General features: G+C 56.9%; 16 protein-coding genes and 1 pseudogene. 12 read left to right on the top strand and 5 right to left on the bottom strand.

Going from position 1 to position 17,743, the window contains the following annotated elements; translation table 11 throughout:
- Positions 1-49: 49 nt before the first annotated feature.
- The 5 genes from AC2T28_RS05125 (at position 50) to AC2T28_RS05105 (ending at position 5,397) form a co-directional block, all read left to right on the top strand.
- On the top strand, positions 50-538 hold the full coding sequence (locus tag AC2T28_RS05125) for a DUF3576 domain-containing protein (protein WP_486747861.1): 489 nt from the start codon (positions 50-52) through the stop codon (positions 536-538).
- An 87-nt stretch (positions 539-625) separates the two neighbouring features.
- The gene (gene leuS, locus AC2T28_RS05120; protein ID WP_486747860.1) at positions 626-3,199 is read left to right on the top strand and encodes a leucine--tRNA ligase; all 2,574 of its coding nucleotides are present in this window, start codon (positions 626-628) and stop codon (positions 3,197-3,199) included.
- Complete coding sequence (gene lptE / locus AC2T28_RS05115) at positions 3,186-3,719, top strand: LPS assembly lipoprotein LptE (RefSeq protein ID WP_486747859.1); 534 nt, start codon at positions 3,186-3,188, stop codon at positions 3,717-3,719. Before leuS ends, lptE begins: the two co-directional genes overlap by 14 nt.
- Entirely contained in the window at positions 3,716-4,744 is a 1,029-nt protein-coding gene (gene holA, locus AC2T28_RS05110; protein WP_486747858.1) for a DNA polymerase III subunit delta, read from the top strand. The genes lptE and holA overlap by 4 nt, the downstream gene beginning before the upstream one ends.
- A gap of 59 nt (positions 4,745-4,803) precedes the next feature.
- Entirely contained in the window at positions 4,804-5,397 is a 594-nt protein-coding gene (locus AC2T28_RS05105; RefSeq protein WP_486747857.1) for a glutathione S-transferase family protein, read from the top strand.
- A gap of 98 nt (positions 5,398-5,495) precedes the next feature.
- Here the strand turns inward: AC2T28_RS05105 and AC2T28_RS05100 are convergent, their stop codons facing one another.
- On the bottom strand, positions 5,496-6,698 hold the full coding sequence (locus AC2T28_RS05100) for a TIGR03862 family flavoprotein (protein ID WP_486747856.1): 1,203 nt from the start codon (positions 6,696-6,698) through the stop codon (positions 5,496-5,498).
- Positions 6,699-6,744: 46 nt separating this feature from the next.
- Here AC2T28_RS05100 and AC2T28_RS05095 point away from each other — a divergent pair.
- Positions 6,745-7,037 (top strand): annotated as a pseudogene (locus AC2T28_RS05095) (HNH endonuclease).
- A gap of 150 nt (positions 7,038-7,187) precedes the next feature.
- Here the strand turns inward: AC2T28_RS05095 and AC2T28_RS05090 are convergent.
- Complete coding sequence (locus AC2T28_RS05090; protein ID WP_486747855.1) at positions 7,188-7,805, bottom strand: enoyl-CoA hydratase/isomerase family protein; 618 nt, start codon at positions 7,803-7,805, stop codon at positions 7,188-7,190.
- Positions 7,802-8,551, bottom strand: coding sequence for an SDR family oxidoreductase (locus AC2T28_RS05085; protein WP_486747854.1), 750 nt, complete (start codon positions 8,549-8,551; stop codon positions 7,802-7,804). Before AC2T28_RS05085 ends, AC2T28_RS05090 begins: the two co-directional genes overlap by 4 nt.
- Before the next feature lie 199 nt (positions 8,552-8,750).
- Here AC2T28_RS05085 and AC2T28_RS05080 point away from each other — a divergent pair, with 199 nt between their 5' ends.
- From AC2T28_RS05080 to lpxK, 6 genes are all read left to right on the top strand, one after another.
- Entirely contained in the window at positions 8,751-10,208 is a 1,458-nt protein-coding gene (locus AC2T28_RS05080) for a DUF2125 domain-containing protein (RefSeq protein ID WP_486747853.1), read from the top strand.
- Positions 10,209-10,345: 137 nt separating this feature from the next.
- Positions 10,346-11,884, top strand: coding sequence for a DUF2125 domain-containing protein (locus tag AC2T28_RS05075; RefSeq protein WP_486747852.1), 1,539 nt, complete (start codon positions 10,346-10,348; stop codon positions 11,882-11,884).
- Between the two features lie 133 nt (positions 11,885-12,017).
- Positions 12,018-13,364, top strand: coding sequence for a TldD/PmbA family protein (locus tag AC2T28_RS05070; RefSeq protein ID WP_486747851.1), 1,347 nt, complete (start codon positions 12,018-12,020; stop codon positions 13,362-13,364).
- Entirely contained in the window at positions 13,351-14,142 is a 792-nt protein-coding gene (locus tag AC2T28_RS05065; protein WP_486747850.1) for an inositol monophosphatase family protein, read from the top strand. The genes AC2T28_RS05070 and AC2T28_RS05065 overlap by 14 nt, the downstream gene beginning before the upstream one ends.
- Positions 14,143-14,274: 132 nt before the next feature.
- Complete coding sequence (locus AC2T28_RS05060) at positions 14,275-15,510, top strand: 3-deoxy-D-manno-octulosonic acid transferase (protein WP_486747849.1); 1,236 nt, start codon at positions 14,275-14,277, stop codon at positions 15,508-15,510.
- The gene (lpxK, locus tag AC2T28_RS05055; RefSeq protein WP_486747848.1) at positions 15,497-16,495 is read left to right on the top strand and encodes a tetraacyldisaccharide 4'-kinase; all 999 of its coding nucleotides are present in this window, start codon (positions 15,497-15,499) and stop codon (positions 16,493-16,495) included. Before AC2T28_RS05060 ends, lpxK begins: the two co-directional genes overlap by 14 nt.
- 36 nt (positions 16,496-16,531) lie before the next feature.
- Here the strand turns inward: lpxK and AC2T28_RS05050 are convergent, their stop codons facing one another.
- Both AC2T28_RS05050 and AC2T28_RS05045 read right to left on the bottom strand, forming a co-directional pair.
- Positions 16,532-17,206, bottom strand: a complete 675-nt coding sequence (locus tag AC2T28_RS05050; protein ID WP_486747847.1) for a DsbA family protein — start codon at positions 17,204-17,206, stop codon at positions 16,532-16,534.
- Positions 17,203-17,730 carry a DUF721 domain-containing protein gene (locus tag AC2T28_RS05045; protein WP_486747846.1) on the bottom strand — a complete coding sequence of 176 codons (528 nt, stop codon included), beginning with the start codon at positions 17,728-17,730 and terminating at the stop codon, positions 17,203-17,205. The genes AC2T28_RS05050 and AC2T28_RS05045 overlap by 4 nt, the downstream gene beginning before the upstream one ends.
- Between the last annotated feature and the right edge of the window lie 13 nt (positions 17,731-17,743).

Here is a 17,743-nt window from a genome sequence, read left to right as displayed (position 1 = left end):
CTTGGCTAGGACTACTGCCCAACCGACCTAAGTAACGGAACTGCCTATTATGCGCTGGCTCAAGATTATTGGACTGTTTTCACTGCTGACCGCAATTGGCGGCTGTGGCATGTTCAAGGGTAATGGCAGCGATGGTGCCTCAACCTACAACGAAAATGTGGTTGGCGGAAATCCATCCGACCCGGAATTCACTGAAGGTTCTTCATTATTCGACCTTTTTGGCCCCAACGACGCCGAGCAAACCGTTCAGGTGAATCGCTACCTGTGGACGGCGTCACTGGATGTACTGAACTTTCTCCCCGTTCAATCTGTTGATCCCTTTACCGGTGTGATTGTGACCGGATATGGGACACCACCGGGGGGCGGCCAATCCTACCGTGCAACCGTTCATATCAAAGACCCTGCCTTGGATGCACGGTCGTTGAACGTATCTCTGCACTCACAAAACGGACCCGTTAACGCCAGCACAACCCGTGCGATAGAGGACGCCATATTGTCGCGGGCACGGCAGCTACGGATCGCCGACAAAAAACTGTGATCCGACTGACCACTGGATCATGACTAAGAAAATCAGTATGACAGCGCCGGGTCTTGACCCGGCGTTTTTATTCAAAGGACCGCACTGATGTCGCGCTACTCAGCCTCCGAAATCGAAGCAAAATGGCAAGAGGCCTGGGATAAGGCCGGGATTTTCCAAGCCAAACGTACGGCGGATAAGCCGAAGTACTATGTGCTCGAGATGTTCCCGTATCCATCAGGCAAGCTGCACATGGGACATGTGCGTAATTACACCATGGGCGACGTTGTCGCGCGCTATAAGATGTCCACCGGCCACAACGTGCTGCACCCCATGGGGTTTGACGCTTTTGGCATGCCAGCTGAAAACGCTGCCATGGCATCGGGCGGGCACCCCAAGGACTGGACCTACGCCAATATCGACACAATGGTCGAGCAGATGAAGCCACTGGGGCTGTCGCTGGACTGGTCGCGCATGTTCGCCACCTGTGACGAAGACTACTATGGCCAGCAACAGGCGTTGTTCCTTGATTTCCTTGAAAAAGGTTTGGTTTACCGCAAGAACGCCGTTGTGAACTGGGACCCGGTCGACATGACCGTTCTGGCAAACGAACAGGTTGAAAACGGTCGCGGCTGGCGTTCAGGAGCTTTGGTTGAACGGCGCGAGCTGACCCAGTGGTTCTTCAAGATCTCGGATTACTCCGAGGAACTGCTCGAAGCACTCGACGGGTTGGACAACTGGCCTGCCAAAGTACGCCTGATGCAGGAAAACTGGATCGGTAAGTCACGCGGTTTGCAGTTCGCGTTTGAACGCACCGATGGCGGCGAACCGATTGAGGTCTACACCACACGTCCGGACACCCTGAACGGTGCATCTTTTGTCGGCATCTCACCCGATCACCCCATTGCCAAGGCATTGGAAGCCGAATCGACTGAAGTTGCTGAATTCGTTGCAGAATGCCGCAAGGGTGGCACCACCGAAGAGGCCATCGAGACCGCTGAAAAGCTGGGGTATGACACCGGTATCAAGGCCAAGCACCCGCTGACTGGCGCGGAGCTTCCCATCTGGATCGCCAACTTTATCCTGATGGACTACGGCACCGGCGCGATCTTTGCCTGCCCAGCCCACGACCAGCGCGATCTGGACTTCTGCCGCAAGTATAACCTGCCAGTGGTCGACACCTTCTTTGCGCTCGACAATGATACTCCAGTAGCAAACGAAGCCTTTGTGCCAACCAAGTCCGAGAAAGTTCGCTGGGTCGACCACTTTGCTGGACTGGACGAAGCCACAGGCGAAGAAGCAATCAACGCTACCGTCGATTTTGCCGAGAAAGCTGGCTGGGGCACGGGTGTCACCAAGTTCCGCCTGCGTGACTGGGGCCTGTCACGGCAACGCTATTGGGGCGCGCCGATTCCTGTCGTTCATTGCGATGACTGCGGTGTGGTTCCGGAAAAGAAAGAAAACCTGCCGATCGCCCTGCCCTATGACGAAGAAGGCAAGGCAATTGATTTCTCGGTTCCCGGCAACCCGCTGGACCGTCACCCCAGCTGGCGTGACTGCGCCTGCCCGTCCTGTGGCAAGCCAGCCCAGCGCGAAACCGACACCATGGACACCTTTGTTGATTCGTCCTGGTATTTCGCCCGTTTCACCGCTCCGCGTGCCGAAACCCCGACCGATATGGCCGAGGCCGAGTATTGGATGAACGTTGATCAGTACATCGGCGGCATCGAACACGCGATTCTGCACCTGCTGTACTCGCGCTTCTTTGCCCGTGCGATGCAGATCTGCGGTCACCTGCCAGAAAGCGCCAAAGAGCCCTTTGATGCACTGTTTACTCAGGGCATGGTGACTCACGCGATCTTTGAAAACGCAGAACGCAAAGACGACAACGGACGCACGCTTTATCACTACCCGGCCGAAGTCGAAGAGCGCGATGGTGGCGTCTTCGTCAAAGAAACTGGCGAAAAGGTCAAAGTGATTCCTTCGGCCAAAATGTCGAAGTCGAAAAACAACGTGGTCGACCCACTGGCCATCATCTCGTCCTATGGTGCCGACACCGCACGCTGGTTCGTGCTGTCCGATTCTCCACCCGAGCGTGATGTTGAATGGACTGCTTCGGGGGCCGAGGCATCCTACAAGCACCTGAACCGCGTCTGGAACCTGTGTGATAAAATCGGCGCTATGGATCCTGCTGCCAAGGGGCAAGGTGATGAGGATCTGCTGCGCGAGATGCATAAGGCCATTCGCGACGTGACGCTGGGCGTTGATGCCTTTGGCTTCAATGCCGCGATTGCCAAGCTCTATGCCTTTACCAATACTCTGGCCAAGTCCAAGGCCAGCGCGGCGGTTCAAAAGCAGGCCGTTATGACACTGGCCCAGCTGATGTCACCAATGACCCCGCACTTGGCCGAGGATATCTGGGCACATCAGGGCGGCGAAGGCCTGGTTGCGCTGGCCACTTGGCCCGCAGTGGACGAATCAATGTTGGTTGAAAGCACTGTTACCATGCCAATCCAGATCAACGGCAAACGCCGCGCTGAAATCAGCGTACCCAAGGATATGGACAAGGCCGAGGTTGAAAAAATCGCGCTGGCAACCGAAGCTGTGCAAAAGGCGTTGAATGGCAATGCGCCCAAAAAGGTGATTGTTGTGCCCGGACGTATCGTGAATGTCGTTGCTTGATCGCAGAACCCTGCTCACCCTGCTGGCGCCTGTGGCGCTGGCAGCCTGCGGCTTTACCCCAGTGCATGCGCCTGGCGGCACGGGTGATGCGCTGTATGGTCAGATCACAATTCAGGCGCCCGACGATATTCCGTCCACCAGCGAAGTGAATTCGTATCTTCTGGTCAAGAATCTAGAGCAGCGCTTGGGCCGTGCAGGTGCGGGTGCCTTTCAGTTGGACCTGACACTGAGCACCCGCGATGAGGGTCAAGCGATTACCGAAGACAGCCAGATCACCCGCTATTCCATTCTAGGCAAGGCCAGCTACACCCTGACCCGTCTGTCTGATGGTAAAGTTGTTGCCAGCGGCAACGAAGAAGCCTTTACCGGTTATTCTGCCACCGGCTCCACCGTGGAAACCCTAGCAAGTGAGCGGGATGCACATCGGCGCTTGATGGTGATTCTGGCGGATCAGATCAACACGCGCATTCTGTCGACTGCTGACCTGTCGACCGATCCTTCCGTGATCCCTCCCGCATGAAACTAAGCCCGCGCGACGCCGAAGGGTATTTTGCCCGTCCAGAACCGGATAAAACCGGAATACTGATCTATGGCGGCGATGCGATGCGGGTGGCGTTGAAACGTCAACAAATGCTGGCGGCCTTGTTGGGCCCCAACGCCGAAGAAGAGATGCGCCTGACCCGAATGCCAGCCGGTGGATTGCGCAAAGACCCGGCGCAACTGCTCGATGCGGTCAAGGCAGTGGGCTTTTTCCCCGGCATCCGCGCTGTGTTTGTTGAAGATGCCAATGATCAGGCTGCCCCCGCCATTCTGGCAGCACTCGAAGAATGGCAACCCGGCGATGCCCAAATCATGGTTACGGGCGGTCAGCTCAAGGCCACATCAAAACTGCGCAAAGGGTTCGAAGGTCATCGCAACGCCTATGCCGTTGGCATATACGACGACCCACCCTCACGCGCCGAAATTGAACGTATCCTAGGTGAGGCCTCGATTCGCGATGTGCCTGGCGACAGCATGTCGGCCCTGACGGACATCGCCAATGACATCGGGCCAGGCGACTTCTCGCGGATGATCGAAAAGCTGGCGCTGTACAAACACGGCGACACCAGTCCACTGACACTGGAAGATATCGACGCCGTAGCCCCACAATCGACCGAGGCGGCACTGGACGATGTGTTGAACGTGGTGGCCGAGGGTCGCAGCGGCGAGATTGGACCCTTGATTCGTCGCCTGCAATCGCAGGGCACCAATGCGGTCACGCTCTGTATTGGCGCTACCCGCCATTTTCGCACGCTTTATACCTGCGCCTCTTACCCCGGTGGTGCCTCACAGGGAATCGGGCGGCTACGCCCCCCCCTATATGGCAAACGTCGGGATCGGGTGCTGCGACAGGCCCAAGGCTGGGGCGTTGACCGGTTGGAAACTGCGCTAACGTTGCTGACCGATACCGATCTTCAGCTGCGATCGGCCGGACAAACGGCCCCTGCCCTTGCGCTGATGGAGCGTGCCCTGATCCGGCTCGCCATGCTTAGCCGCGCCCGCTGACCCCTTGACCTTGGCGTCACAACTTTCATTGTGGCGCTGAAACAGTTCGAGGGATCAGAATGTACAAACTTTACGGAGCCGTCAAAAGCCGGGCATTTCGTGTGTTGTGGATGCTGGAGGAGCTGGGCGAGCCCTATGAGTTGTTCAATGTCACGCCGCACCATCCAGATGTGCGTGCGCTGAATACCTCGGGCAAGGTTCCAATTCTGGTGGACGGTGGCGAAGTGCTGACCGATTCGATGGCCATTCTCAGCTATCTGGCGGACAAACACGGCAAAATGACCGCATCCCCCGGCACAATCGACCGGGCCAAGCAGGATGCGATGACCAACCTGTGGCTGGATGAATTTGACGCGGTGCTGTGGACCGCCGCACGTCACAGCTTCATTCTGCCCGAAGACAAACGCGTGCCTGCGGTAAAGGACAGCCTGAAATGGGAGTTCGCACGCAACCTGGCGCGGCAAGGCAAACAGTTCGACGGGCCGTTCCTGATGGGTAACAGCTTCACCATCGCAGATATTGTCGCCACCCACTGTCTGAACTGGTCGTTGGTTGCCAGTTTTCCGGTCGAGGATCAGACAATGCGTGGGTATGCCCGAGACATGCGCGAACGTCCGGCGTTCAAACGAGCAATGGCTTACTTAGAGAGTTGATCGACTAGGGGCATGACTGACCTTGGGGAGGCGAGAAGCGCCTTCCTGCGGGGAAGGTCAGGCGCGGCCCGAGCTGTCGTTCGGGCCAAAGGTTTGCATCAATCGCCCTCCCCGAACTCTTGTAAATACTGCGCCGCAGCTCGCCCAGCCCAGCGCCCGGTTGCCAGACATCCAGTCAACAGATAGCCACCCGTAGGCGCTTCCCAGTCCAACATCTCTCCGGCACAAAACACACCCGGCATCTGCTTTAACATCAAACCATCATCCAGTGACGCACGGACCACCCCGCCCGCGGTCGAAATCGCCTCGTCCATTGGCCGCAGCCCCGCGTGTTTAACCGGCAAAGCCTTGATCACCTGCGCCAATTCTTCGGGGTTCTGCGATAGGGGACGCCCAAACTCCTGCAACAGCGCAATCCGTGCCGGATCCAGTTTCAGCGCCTTGCGCAGATGATTGGTCTGGCTCGCCTTGCCACGCGGTTTGGACAGTCGGCGCGACACCTCGGCAGCGGACAAATCCGGCAACAAATCCAGCGTCAGACCCGCGCCTTCACGAACGGCAGCACAGATCGCATAGATACCCCCGCCCTCTAGCCCGCGTTCGGAAATCACCGCCTCACCACGTGACGACAACGATCCCGCCTGCAAAGCGATACCTTTGAGCGGTGCACCAAACTGCGGTTTCATATGGTCGGACCATTCAACCATCAGCCCGGCGTTTGCAGCTTTGAACGGGGATAGAACGATCCCTTGCCCTGCGAGGACCTCGGCCCACTGCCCGTCCGACCCAAGCCGCGCCCAGCTGGCACCCCCCATGGCCAAAACGGTTGCCCGCGCTGTAAAACACTGCTTGCCTTCAGGCGTATCAAAGACCAGCACGCCATCCTGCCAGCCGGTCCACCGCCACCGTGTCCGTCGCTGCACACCTAGTCCGTCCAATTCGGCCAACCAAGCCCGCAACAGGGGCGATGCCTTCATGACCGTCGGAAAAACCCGCCCGGTAGAACCGGTAAACAGCTCAGATCCCAACCCTCTTGCCCAGTCCTGCACCGCTTGCGCATCAAACTCACGGATCATCGGGGCCAGCCAGTCAGCAGCCTCGCCATAATGCCGGATCAACTCGTCAAGCGGCTCATCTTTGGTCAGGTTCAGTCCAGACTTCCCCGCCATCAGCAGCTTACGCGCAACCGAGGGCTTGGCCTCACATACAAGAACACTGCGCCCTGCGCGCGCCAGCATTGCTGCAGCCATCAAGCCAGCGGGCCCAGCCCCAACAACCACCGCATCAAATTTTTCCGGCATATAGCCCCCTTGTCAGCGCTGAATTACGGCGCATTCGAGCCCCGCCATGTCCGATCCGATCTGTCCACTCTGCCAGCGCCCAATTCTCAAGGGCGTGCCACAAAGCCTCCACCATCTGATGCCAAAACTGAAGGGAGGCAAGGGTCGGCCTGTGGTTCGGCTGCATGACATCTGCCACCGCGAGATCCAAGCCACGCTGACCGAGGCCGAACTGGCACGCAATTACCATCAGATCGAAACACTGCGCACTCCCCCCGGCTTGCCAAATTTGTCACTTGGGTCGCAAAACGCCCGCTCGAATTCTGCTCACGAATCCTCGGCAAGCTACGCCAGCACTGATCCAGTCTCGTAGCGCTCCCGCGCCCGCAGGTGATTTGGCTGCGCCAATCCCCTTGGCGGCCTTGGGCGTTGCACCGCGCTTGCGCGGTGCAACGCCCAACGAGAGGCGCGCCTTCGACAGAAGGCCAACGACGGGCGGGAGAACTTGGATCAGCTTTCCCGACACATCTTCAATATTCGCTGTGCAATCTCCGGTTTCGCCGCAAGCGAATCTGCCATAAGGTCACGCGCAGTCGGCATCAAGTCCTGCGGCTCCACAATCCATTCGATCAGACCGTATTCATATGCCTGCTGCGCTGAAATCTTCTGACCTCCGCCTAACACCAACTTAGTGCGTGCCGGGCCAATCAAAGTAGACATGCGTTTGACGTCTGATGGCTGTGGCAGATAGCCCAGCTTCATCACTGGATAAAACACTTTAGCACTGGGAATCGCTATGCGCATATCGCAGGCCAGCGCCATGCCATTTGCACCGCCAGCAAGCGTCCCGTTCAGCGCTGCCACCGACAGGCAGGGAATCGCAGCGATGGCTGCTGACAGCTCCTCCCACAGCGACGAGGTCGCAAGCCCCGCAGCTGCTGCCTCAAGATCAGCCCCAGCACTGAATACTTTGCCTGCACCCGTCAGGATAAACCCGCGAGCAGCAACAGCACGCTGGGCGATATACAGCAGCTCTTGCAGCATCTCAGCCGTCAGAGCATTGGCCTTTTCCGGGCGGTTGAGCGTCACCATCCACAGCCCGGACTCTTCGATCTTCAGGTCAATCACTTCAAGCCAACCCGTTGGCGGATCTCTTCATCCCGCAACGCTATTTCGCTACCAACATACTCGTCCGCTTCGGTCGAACACATCCACAACAACGTCCGAGCAGGCCAATCCGCTGGAACGTGATCTTCCCAGTTCAGCTCACTGACCTTGTTGATGCCGCTGGCCTTGATGTCCCGTTGCATCTGCGTGGCAACCGTGCCCGGAGACAAGCCCATGGCGCGAATACCATTGCCACGTTCTTCAAGGTCCAATGCCCGGGTCAGCATCGCCGCGCCCGCCTTAGAGGTGCAATAGGCACCCCACCCTTCGAGCGGGTTATGGGCTGCGCCAGAACTGACCGTCAGCACCGAGCCACCACCCGCGGCCTTCATTAACGGTACAGCCGCACGCATTCCGTTGAACACGCCTTTGACGTTGATATCGATGACCTTACCCCAATCATCCGGTTCTGCCTCGACCATGGGGCCAATGGGTTTCAGCGCTCCGGCGTTGTTGATCAGAACATCAACGCCACCAAATTTTTCAACGGTTTGCTGTACCGCAGCCTCGACCGAGGCATAGTCAGCAACATCACAGGCAATCGCCAGCGCATTATCGCCGATCTCTGCCGCCAGCTCTTCCAGACTGTCCAAGCTCCTTGCCAGCAAGGCCACATTGGCCCCCGCTGCCGCAAACACCCGGCCAGCCTCAGCCCCGATTCCCCGGCTGGCACCCGTGATGATGACAGTCTTCCCCTTGAATTCCATGAATTTAATCTCCAGCTCACGACTTCAATTTCGTGGTAATATGTAAACGGGGAACAGTCAGACATCTGGACCCTTGACCCAGAATAGCTAACTGCCGAGCATAGTCCCACCGATTAAAAAGAAAGGTTGTCTTATGTCAGTTTTCCTCGCACGTGGTTACAGTGCAGCGTTTGTTTTTGCCCTTTCTGCACAGGGGGCGATGGCCGATCTTAGCGCCCAAGAAGTTTGGGATGATTGGAAGTCTTATCTGTCTGGCACTGGCTATGACGTAGGTGGCGCCGAAAATCTGTCTGGCGGTACGCTCACAGTCTCAGATGTTTCTATGAAGATAGCGATCCCCGAAGAGGACGCCACCATTGGTATGACACTGCCGGAAATTCAGTTTGCCGAGAACGGCGACGGCACCGTCAACGTTATATTCCCCAAAGAGTTCCCGATCACCGTCAGCTTTAGTGGTGATGGCGACGAAGGCACGGGTGAGCTGATCTATACACATGACGGCAGCCCAATGCTGGTGTCCGGCGATGCCTCGAACATGACCTATGATTATGCATCACCTCTGGTCCAAGTCGCTCTGGGTAAAGTCATGGCCGACGGCGAAGCCATGCCCGAAGGTATGGTCAAGGCCACCATCTCACTCACGGATGTTGTCACCAAGACCAACATGATCGTAGGTGACGTGCGCAGCTATGACCAAAACATGACAGCAGCCTCGCTGAACTATGATTTTGGAGCCAAGGAACCCGGCGGCAGCGATGGTGGCTCGGCCAAGGGCACGTTGCAAGGGCTAAGCTTTGGCGGCACCAGCTCCATCCCGATGGGACTGGATTTTGCCGATATCACCGCAATGCTTGCCTCAGGTTTCGCCTTTGACGGCGCCTTTGCTTACACCGCAGGCAATGCGTCAATGTCTGGTGTTGGTGGTAGTGATAGCTTTGGCCTGGAAACCTCATCCGAAGGTGGCAAGATCGCGGTCGCTATGGGCAACGGGCAGCTGTCATATGACCTGTCGCAGATGGCTACAGCAATCAATGTGACCAGCAGCGACCTGCCCTTCCCGGTTTCACTGAACCTGGCCGAATATGGTGCCAAGCTGGCAATGCCGATCTCCAAGTCGGATACCGAGCAGGACTTCTCCCTTGGTCTGACTCTGCGCGATTTTGCTGTTCCAGACATGCTGTGGGGTATGGTTGATCCAACCGGCGTTCTACCGCACGATCCAGCCACTATCGTTGTAGATATGTCCGGCAAGGGTAAACTGCTGTTTGATCTGTTCGACCCCGAAGCCATTGACGCCGTTGATATGGGTGAGCAAGAGCCGGGCGAGCTAAACGCACTGACCATCAATCAGATCCAGGTTTCAGCCGCAGGAGCCAAACTAACCGGAAACGGCGATTTCACCTTCAACAACGAAGATCTTGTCAGCTTTGATGGCCTGCCTGCCCCAACCGGCAGCGCCAGCCTGAAACTGGTGGGTGCCAACGGCTTGATGGACAAGCTGATCCAGATGGGCCTGATGTCCGACAGCGACGCCATGGGCGCGCGGATGATGATTGGCATGCTGGCAGTTCCGGGTGAAGGCGAGGATACGCTTGATTCCAAACTGGAAATCACCGGCGATGGTCAGATATTGGCCAACGGTCAACGCATCAAATAAGCGTTGAAATTGCGAAAAGTTGAGGCCGTTTCCCCCTAGGGAGGCGGCCTTTTTTTGCGACTTGTGGTTGAAATTCCGCGGCTTAGCGGCTTAGTTCCCTGTAACCCATTCTGACCAAACGATTTGAAAGGCTTTTCATGAGGTTCAAGAACTCCACCGCCCTGCTGTCTGTTAGCTTTGCAGCCCTGACCGCCGCACCTGCATTGGCAGACATTACCGCAGACGACATCTGGAACAGCTATCAGACGCTTGCTCAGTCAATTGGTGGTGAACTGACGGCGACAATTAATCGCGATGGCAACAACGTCGAGTTCTCCGACACTAAATTACAGATTGCCCTTCCGGGCGATGAGCTCGCGTTCGTTGTTCTCTATCCCACGCTATCTTACACCGAGAACGGGGACGGCACCGTTTCAATGGATCTGAATGGCCCGCAGACATATGGTTTTACAATGTCCGGATTGCAGCCAGCAATAGAAGCCGAAGCCGTCGAACTGCTTATCAACTACAACAACGCCGAAATGGTGGCCTCGGGAAATCCTGATGACATCACTTACGCATATGCCATGGACGGGTTCAAATTCGAAATTTCCGACCTGATCATAAATGCAGCGGAAGGTGCCGACATTGTCAGCTCCATGATTACTGGGTCAGGCGATGCAATGAAGGGGTCCAGTCGCCTCGCACTCGGAGACCTTATTACGCTTGCCGGACAATCTGAAACTTCAGCGATTCGTTATTCGATGAAACTCGAAGACGCTAACGGCAGTGTTTCCACCACAACCGGATCTTACGAAGGTATGGTCCACGACTCGACCATCACTTTGCCAACCGGTGGTATGTCGATCATGAATCTGGCAGCAGCACTGCATCAGGGCCTAACGATAAAAGGCAACGGCACCTATGGTGGAAGCACGTCCAACAAAACTGTAGAATTGGACGGTAGCGAAGTTTCATCACAAACGATGACAACCGGATCATCTAATAGTGTTGTTTCTGCAAATGCTGACGGCGTTCAGCTTACTGCTGACGGTTCTGATGTTGCCTTTGATTTCCAGATCAACGCAGGCCTGCCAATCGCTATTGACGGAAGCTTCGGCCGCATGACCGGAGATTTCCGCATCCCAGTCTCCATGTCCGAAGAACCGCAAGACTTCACCATGGCATTTGGATTTGAGGGCATCAAACTTGGCGAAGGTGTTTGGGGCATGTTTGACCCGGCCCAAGTACTGCCTCGCGATGCGGCAACGCTGGCAATGAACCTGACCGGTAAAACCACCCTGCTTCAGGACCTGTTGAACTTTACCGAAATGGCGCAATTGTCACATGGTGATGTTCCTGCGCAGCTGAACGAAGTAACAATCAATGATCTCCAGGTCTCGGCTGCGGGTGCAAACCTGTCCGCAACTGGCGATTTTGCCTTCAACAACGATGATCTCGTCAGCTTTGGCGGTATGCCAGCCCCATCGGGCGCAGCAGACGTTCAAATCTCGGGTGCCAACGGCTTGATCGACAAACTGATCGAGATGGGCCTGATGTCCGACAGCGACGCCATGGGCGCGCGCATGATGATGGGAATGTTCACCGTTCCTGGCGAAAGTGATGACACCATGACATCCAACATTGAAGTCACCGAAGATGGTCAGGTGCTAGCCAACGGTCAGCGCATCAAATAAGCGCCTTTGATAAGTGATCGAAAAGGGGCCGCGAATTGTGGCCCCTTTTTCTATTGTCGCCTTTGCAGTTGTCGGTGCGCGCTGGTACAGTCTTCTCCAGATCCCCTCAATTAGATCAACTCAGTAGGTGCCCATGACCCAGTCTCCAGAATCGCTCTGCCAAGCTCTGATTGATGCCGCAAAAAAGGCCGGAGCCGATGGCGCCGACGCCATGGCTGCCGAGGGACAAGCGGTTTCCATTGAAGTCCGCGAAGGCGCGTTGGAACACGCCGAACGGTCCGAAGGCACTGATCTGGGCCTTCGGGTTTTTATTGGCAAGCAACAGGCGATGGTTTCATCGTCAGACGCACGCCCAGAAACACTGATCGCAATGGCCGAGCGCGCCGTTGCAATGGCCAAAGAGGCCCCCGAAGATCCCTATGCGGGTCTCGCCGATCCTTCGCAATTGATCCAAAGCTGGGATCTGGCGGCGTTTGAGCTGGAAGACAGCTCTCCTGAACCTGCCCCTGAGTCCCTGAAAAACGATGCCCTGGCCGCCGAGGCCGCATGTCAGGCCATTGAAGGCATCACTCAAGTGCAATCTGCCGGGGCGTCTTATAGTTCACACTCGGTGCATCTGGCCGCCACCAACGGGTTTTCGGGCGGATATCGCCGCACCGGCCACTCGTTGTCCTGCGTCGGTATTGCAGGCACCGGAACCGGGATGGAACGCGATCACGATGGTGATTCACGCACCTTCCAAAGCGACATGCGGTCTGCCCAAGAGATTGGCCACACTGCGGGCACCCGTGCCGTCGAACGCCTGGACGCGCGCAAACCCGACACCGGCAGCTATCCGGTCCTGTTTGACGAACGCATTTCTTCGTCTCTAATTGGGCATCTGCTGTCTGCCGTGAACGGAGCATCCATCGCGCGTGGCTCATCCTGGCTCAAGGACAACATGGGTGAGCAAGTCCTGCCAACCAATCTGTCCGTCATCGAAAACCCTTTTCGTCCCCGCATTTCTGGCTCCCGTCCCTTTGATGGCGAAGGGCTGGCAACCAGCCGCCGCACCATTGTCGAGGATGGTGTGCTGACGGGCTGGACACTTGATCTGGCCTCGGCCCGCAAACTCGGGCTCGAAAGCACCGGCAACGCCGCGCGTGGGATCGGCTCGGTTCCCTCACCGTCGAACTGGAATATCGAACTGACACAGGGTGATCAGTCGCGTGAGGATCTGATCCGCAGCATGGGCACTGGCCTGCTTGTGACCTCGATGATCGGATCCACCATCAACCCCAACACCGGCGACTATTCTCGCGGGGCATCCGGGTTCTGGGTGGAAAACGGTGAAATCACCTATCCGGTCAATGAATGCACCATCGCAGGCAACCTGCACGATATGCTCAAGGCTATCATCCCCGCCAACGACGCCCGCACCTACCTGTCGCGCGTGGTGCCTTCCTTGCTGATCGAAGGCATGACTCTTGCGGGCAACTGACCTTGAACTCCTGATCGAAGCCGCCCAGCAAGCAGGCAAGATCGCTCTATCTTTCACAGGTTCCGAGGCTCAGCGCTGGGACAAACCGGATAACGCCGGGCCTGTGACCGAGGCTGATCTTGCGGTGAACGCGATGCTTGAGGACATGTTGCCCAAAGCCCGCCCCGACTATGGCTGGCTGTCCGAAGAAAGCGATGACAGCGACGCTCGCCTGTCCAAAGATCGCGTGTTCATCATCGACCCCATCGACGGCACCCGCAGCTTTGTCGAAGGGTCACGAACCTGGGCCCATGCCTTGGCTGTTGCCGAGCAAGGAGAAGTGACCGCGGCCGTTATCTACTTGCCTCAACGAGATTTACTCTATGCTGCAACTAAGGGAACTGGTGCGACATGCAATGGTGAGCCAATTGCCATTTCCAACCTGACCACACTTGCTGAGGCAGATGTTCTAGCTGCACGTCCAGCAATGGCTGCTCATCATTGGAACGAGGGCATCGCACCTTCCTTTACACGTAGCCACCGCCCATCGCTGGCCTATCGAATGGCCAAGGTAGCTGACGGTCGTTTCGACGCCATGCTGACCCTTCGGCCCAGCTGGGAATGGGACATCGCTGCTGGGGATCTGATCCTGCGCGAGGCTGGCGGCATCTGTTCAGATCGTAGCGGTTCACCGCTGAAATTCAACAACCCCCAGCCTCTGCTAAACGGAGTGGTTGCGGCCAACCCCACGCTGCATGAGGCCTTGATACAGGCGCTCGCATTCCCGGGCCACGCTTGACCTAATGCACCAAAGGCGTAACTTTTTGCCGATCCGGCTACTGAACAACACTGGAGATCTCAACATGGCGCATCACCCCCAATTAGCGCTTGAGGGCAAGGCCCCTCACTCTTGCTCGTGGGGCTGATCTCTATGAGCCGCGGTCTTCGTCCTGCCCCAACATCACGATCGATGCCCTGGCATAAGTCTACAAACAGCAAAGGCGTCACCCATCCGCCCCGCCCCGAGGGTGAGCTTTTGTGGATGCATGCCACCAGTTCCGAGCGGTATCTCGCTCTCTGCGATCTTGGGCATAGGCTAAAATCAATGCGCCCCGATCTCTCGGTCTTGATGACCTGCGAACCCGAATTGATCTCTATGCTCTCCCCCGAGAGCTGCGATCTTGCCATTGGTGAACTGCCTGCTGACCATTCGGCTGAAATCCGTCGATTTCTCGACCACTGGCAACCTGATTTACTCTTGTGGACGGGTGGAAATCTACGCCCCAACTTGATGCGAGCATGTGGCGAATACGAGATCAGTTCTTTGTTGGTCGACGTCACAGCACACGAACTTCCGACCCGCAAACGCCGCTGGCTACCCGATCAAAGCCGCAAGCTAATTGGAAATTTCGCGGCAATTCTCTCGCCTTCCGAATCTGCGCTTGTGCAGTTACGTCGCGCTGGCGTTTCTGCAGACAAACTTAGCCAAGTATCGCATCTGCGAATCTCAGCCTCTCCGCCCAGCTATCATGAAGATGAGTTATCCCGCGTTCAGAGCAGTGTTGGGAGCCGACAAGTTTGGTTAGCTGCACATGCATGCCCTCGCGAGCTGGATGTTATTCTTGCGGCCCACCGCAGCGCGTTACGACTGTTGCACCGGTTGCTATTGGTTCTTTCGGTGGAACAATACTCAGACCTGGATACAGCCCGGGAAGAACTCAGAGACAGCGGTCTGCGTGTGACCGATTGGGAAGCTGGCGAAGACTTGGATGAAAACACGCAGGTCCTTCTAACCTGTGATGAAGATTTGGGATTGTGGTATCGCGTCGCGCCTCTCAGCTTGTTGGCGGGAACGCTTGATGAAGCCGGACGTGGCCACAACCCAATGGATGCTGCTTCATTGGGATCCGCAATCCTGCATGGTCCGGGCGTCGGTGCTCATACCCAGCTGTACGCTCGCCTCAGCGACGCAGGGGCCGCGCAATTGGTTCAGGGAAAGGACGATCTGGCCGTAAAAGTTATCCAGCTATCCGCCCCGGACAAAGCCGCAGAAATGGCTGTTGCAGGCTGGCAAGTTGTTACCGAAGGCGCCGAGCTAACTGATCACTTATTGGAAAGAATTCAAGACATGCTGGACCTGCAGGAGGCCCAACATGCGGCCACCTAGCTTCTGGGACAAGTCCCCAGGCTCATTTGATATTCGCAGTATGTTGCTGGCCCCATTGGGTTGGATCTATGGCCGTGCCACTGCACGACGGATTGCCAATGGAAACCCGGTTAACCCCGGCGTGCCCGTAATCTGCGTTGGCAACCTCAACGCAGGTGGCACCGGCAAAACCCCAACCGTCATTTGGCTGCTCGAAGCGCTGCGTGATATGGGGCATGAACCCCACGTGGTCAGCCGTGGCTATGGCGGCTCGTTGGAAGGTCCGGTTGCAGTAGAACCAGGTCGCCACCGTGCAAAACACACTGGCGACGAACCCCTGCTGCTCGCGGCTTTTGCCGAGGTTTGGGTGGCTCGTGACCGCGCAGCAGGTGCGCGCGCTGCGGCCGAAGCGGGCGCAACGGTCATTGTTCTGGATGACGGGTTTCAAAATCCGGCCGTAACCAAAGACCTTTCTCTGATCGTGGTGGATGCCCAGCGCGGGTTTGGCAATGGTCGTTGCCTTCCGGCAGGGCCTCTACGAGAACCCGTTTCGGTTGGCCTGCAACGCGCTGATCTGGTTCTGTCACTGGGTTCAGCCAAAGCACAGGCGAACTTTTCTGCTCAAAACAATGATCTACTGGGGCTGCCACATTTCACCGGAGAACTGAAAACCCTTGAAACCGGCATGCCCTGGGACGGCACCAAAGTGCTCGCCTTTGCAGGCATTGGCCATCCGCAAAAGTTTTTTGACACCCTACGCAGCCTAGGCGCAGACATCCGCCGGGCCGAGGCGCTGGACGACCATCAGGCCCTCTCTCAAGCCCTCATGACCCGCCTTGAAGCTGAGGCAAAACTGCTGGGCGCACAGCTGGTCACAACCGAAAAAGACGCCGTACGCCTGCCCGAATCCTTTCGTAGCAAGGTGATTACCCTGCCCGTCCGGTTGCAGATATCTCAGGATGAGGAATTGCGGGTGATGTTAAAAGCAGCTGCTCCGCCACCGTAGGGATTGCGCCCGCAAAAATCAGCGGGCGCAACAAAATCAACCTTCCAGTTCAGCGTCGATCAGCGCGCTGAAGGCATCATAGGATTGATTAGTTATTGTTGTCCCATTCAGAACAAATGACGGAGTGGATTGAATGCCGTGCTCTTCAGCATTCTCTTGATACCAGCTCACCAATGTCTGCGCCTTGGCACCATCCTGCAGGCAGGCTTCGAGTTGTTCATTCTCAAGTCCGGCCAAGCGTCCAATCTTGCGCAGCTCGTCCACAATTTCAGAAGCTCCGCCAGCGCGGCTCCAATCTGATTGCCCCTTGTAGATCAAGTCAGAAATGCCAAAGAACTTTTCGGGGCCACCACAGCGAGCAATCATCGACGCCCACAGGCCATACCGGTCAAAATAAACCTCGCGGTAGATGAACTTCACCTTACCGGTATCGATATAATCAGCCTTGAGCTGCTTGTACGGCCCAGCATGAAAATTGGCGCAATGCGGGCAGGTATACGACGCATATTCAATCAGCGTCACCGGCGCATCCTCGGCCCCCATCACCATTTCAGTGATGGCCGAGGTATCCACCTCAGCGGCCTCTTGTGCAGTGGCGGCACTTACAAACGGAAGCTCGGCAACGGTACCAGGGGTGTTCGACCCCATCAGGGCATAGCCCCCCGCAACCACTGCAACCGCAGCAAAGGCACCATACATAAGTCGGGTCATTCAGTCCCCTTTCCTTGGGTTTTATTCTTGCTCAATACATTCTGCCCCAACCGCTCAAGCGCTTGGCGCAAATCATCACTTTCCACCCCGGTCGCTGCTTTGGCCGCTTCGGCCACCGCCTGCTGATCGGGTTTAGGCTTGGCCCGTTCAACGGGCGCATATTGGAATTCAACCTGGCCATCGGCAAACCCGGTAGGAGCGGTCTGGGTAATCCGCACCTTGGATATGGCATTATAGCCATAGACCGCGTTCACTTTTTCCCTAAGGCGCTCCTTTTGCATCTCTAGCATCGGCGCTTGGGCACCGGTGGTCAGCACCGTCAGCGTGGCGCCAAATCCACCACGACCATAGCCAACGTTCACGGGCCGGGCGATGGCGGCAATCTCCTCACCCGCGATCTCGGCCCAATGGGTCAATAGCCGCGACACCGCAAAGCCCCGGCTTTCACCGGTTTTGCGTATCTGCTCGTTGAGCAAACTGGCGGTTCTCTTGAACCCGCGTGTCGTTGATCGTCTATAGGCCATGACCATGGTTTTG

The sequence above is a fragment of the Parasedimentitalea nitratireducens genome, from assembly GCF_057444295.1.
This window is presented reverse-complemented; position numbering and strand designations above follow the sequence as displayed.

Bases quoted from the DNA above. Each gene is read 5' to 3' on its own strand.
- lpxK (WP_486747848.1), top strand. From the start codon at position 15,497: ATGCGGCCACCTAGCTTCTGGGACAAGTCCCCAGGCTCATTTGATATT.
- AC2T28_RS05075 (WP_486747852.1), top strand. From the start codon at position 10,346: ATGAGGTTCAAGAACTCCACCGCCCTGCTGTCTGTTAGCTTTGCAGCC.
- AC2T28_RS05125 (WP_486747861.1), top strand. From the start codon at position 50: ATGCGCTGGCTCAAGATTATTGGACTGTTTTCACTGCTGACCGCAATT.
- holA (WP_486747858.1), top strand. From the start codon at position 3,716: ATGAAACTAAGCCCGCGCGACGCCGAAGGGTATTTTGCCCGTCCAGAA.
- AC2T28_RS05105 (WP_486747857.1), top strand. From the start codon at position 4,804: ATGTACAAACTTTACGGAGCCGTCAAAAGCCGGGCATTTCGTGTGTTG.
- lptE (WP_486747859.1), top strand. From the start codon at position 3,186: ATGTCGTTGCTTGATCGCAGAACCCTGCTCACCCTGCTGGCGCCTGTG.
- AC2T28_RS05060 (WP_486747849.1), top strand. From the start codon at position 14,275: ATGAGCCGCGGTCTTCGTCCTGCCCCAACATCACGATCGATGCCCTGG.
- AC2T28_RS05050 (WP_486747847.1), bottom strand. From the start codon at position 17,206: ATGACCCGACTTATGTATGGTGCCTTTGCTGCGGTTGCAGTGGTTGCG.
- AC2T28_RS05100 (WP_486747856.1), bottom strand. From the start codon at position 6,698: ATGCCGGAAAAATTTGATGCGGTGGTTGTTGGGGCTGGGCCCGCTGGC.
- AC2T28_RS05080 (WP_486747853.1), top strand. From the start codon at position 8,751: ATGGCCGATCTTAGCGCCCAAGAAGTTTGGGATGATTGGAAGTCTTAT.
- AC2T28_RS05085 (WP_486747854.1), bottom strand. From the start codon at position 8,551: ATGGAATTCAAGGGGAAGACTGTCATCATCACGGGTGCCAGCCGGGGA.
- leuS (WP_486747860.1), top strand. From the start codon at position 626: ATGTCGCGCTACTCAGCCTCCGAAATCGAAGCAAAATGGCAAGAGGCC.
- AC2T28_RS05070 (WP_486747851.1), top strand. From the start codon at position 12,018: ATGACCCAGTCTCCAGAATCGCTCTGCCAAGCTCTGATTGATGCCGCA.
- AC2T28_RS05045 (WP_486747846.1), bottom strand. From the start codon at position 17,730: ATGGCCTATAGACGATCAACGACACGCGGGTTCAAGAGAACCGCCAGT.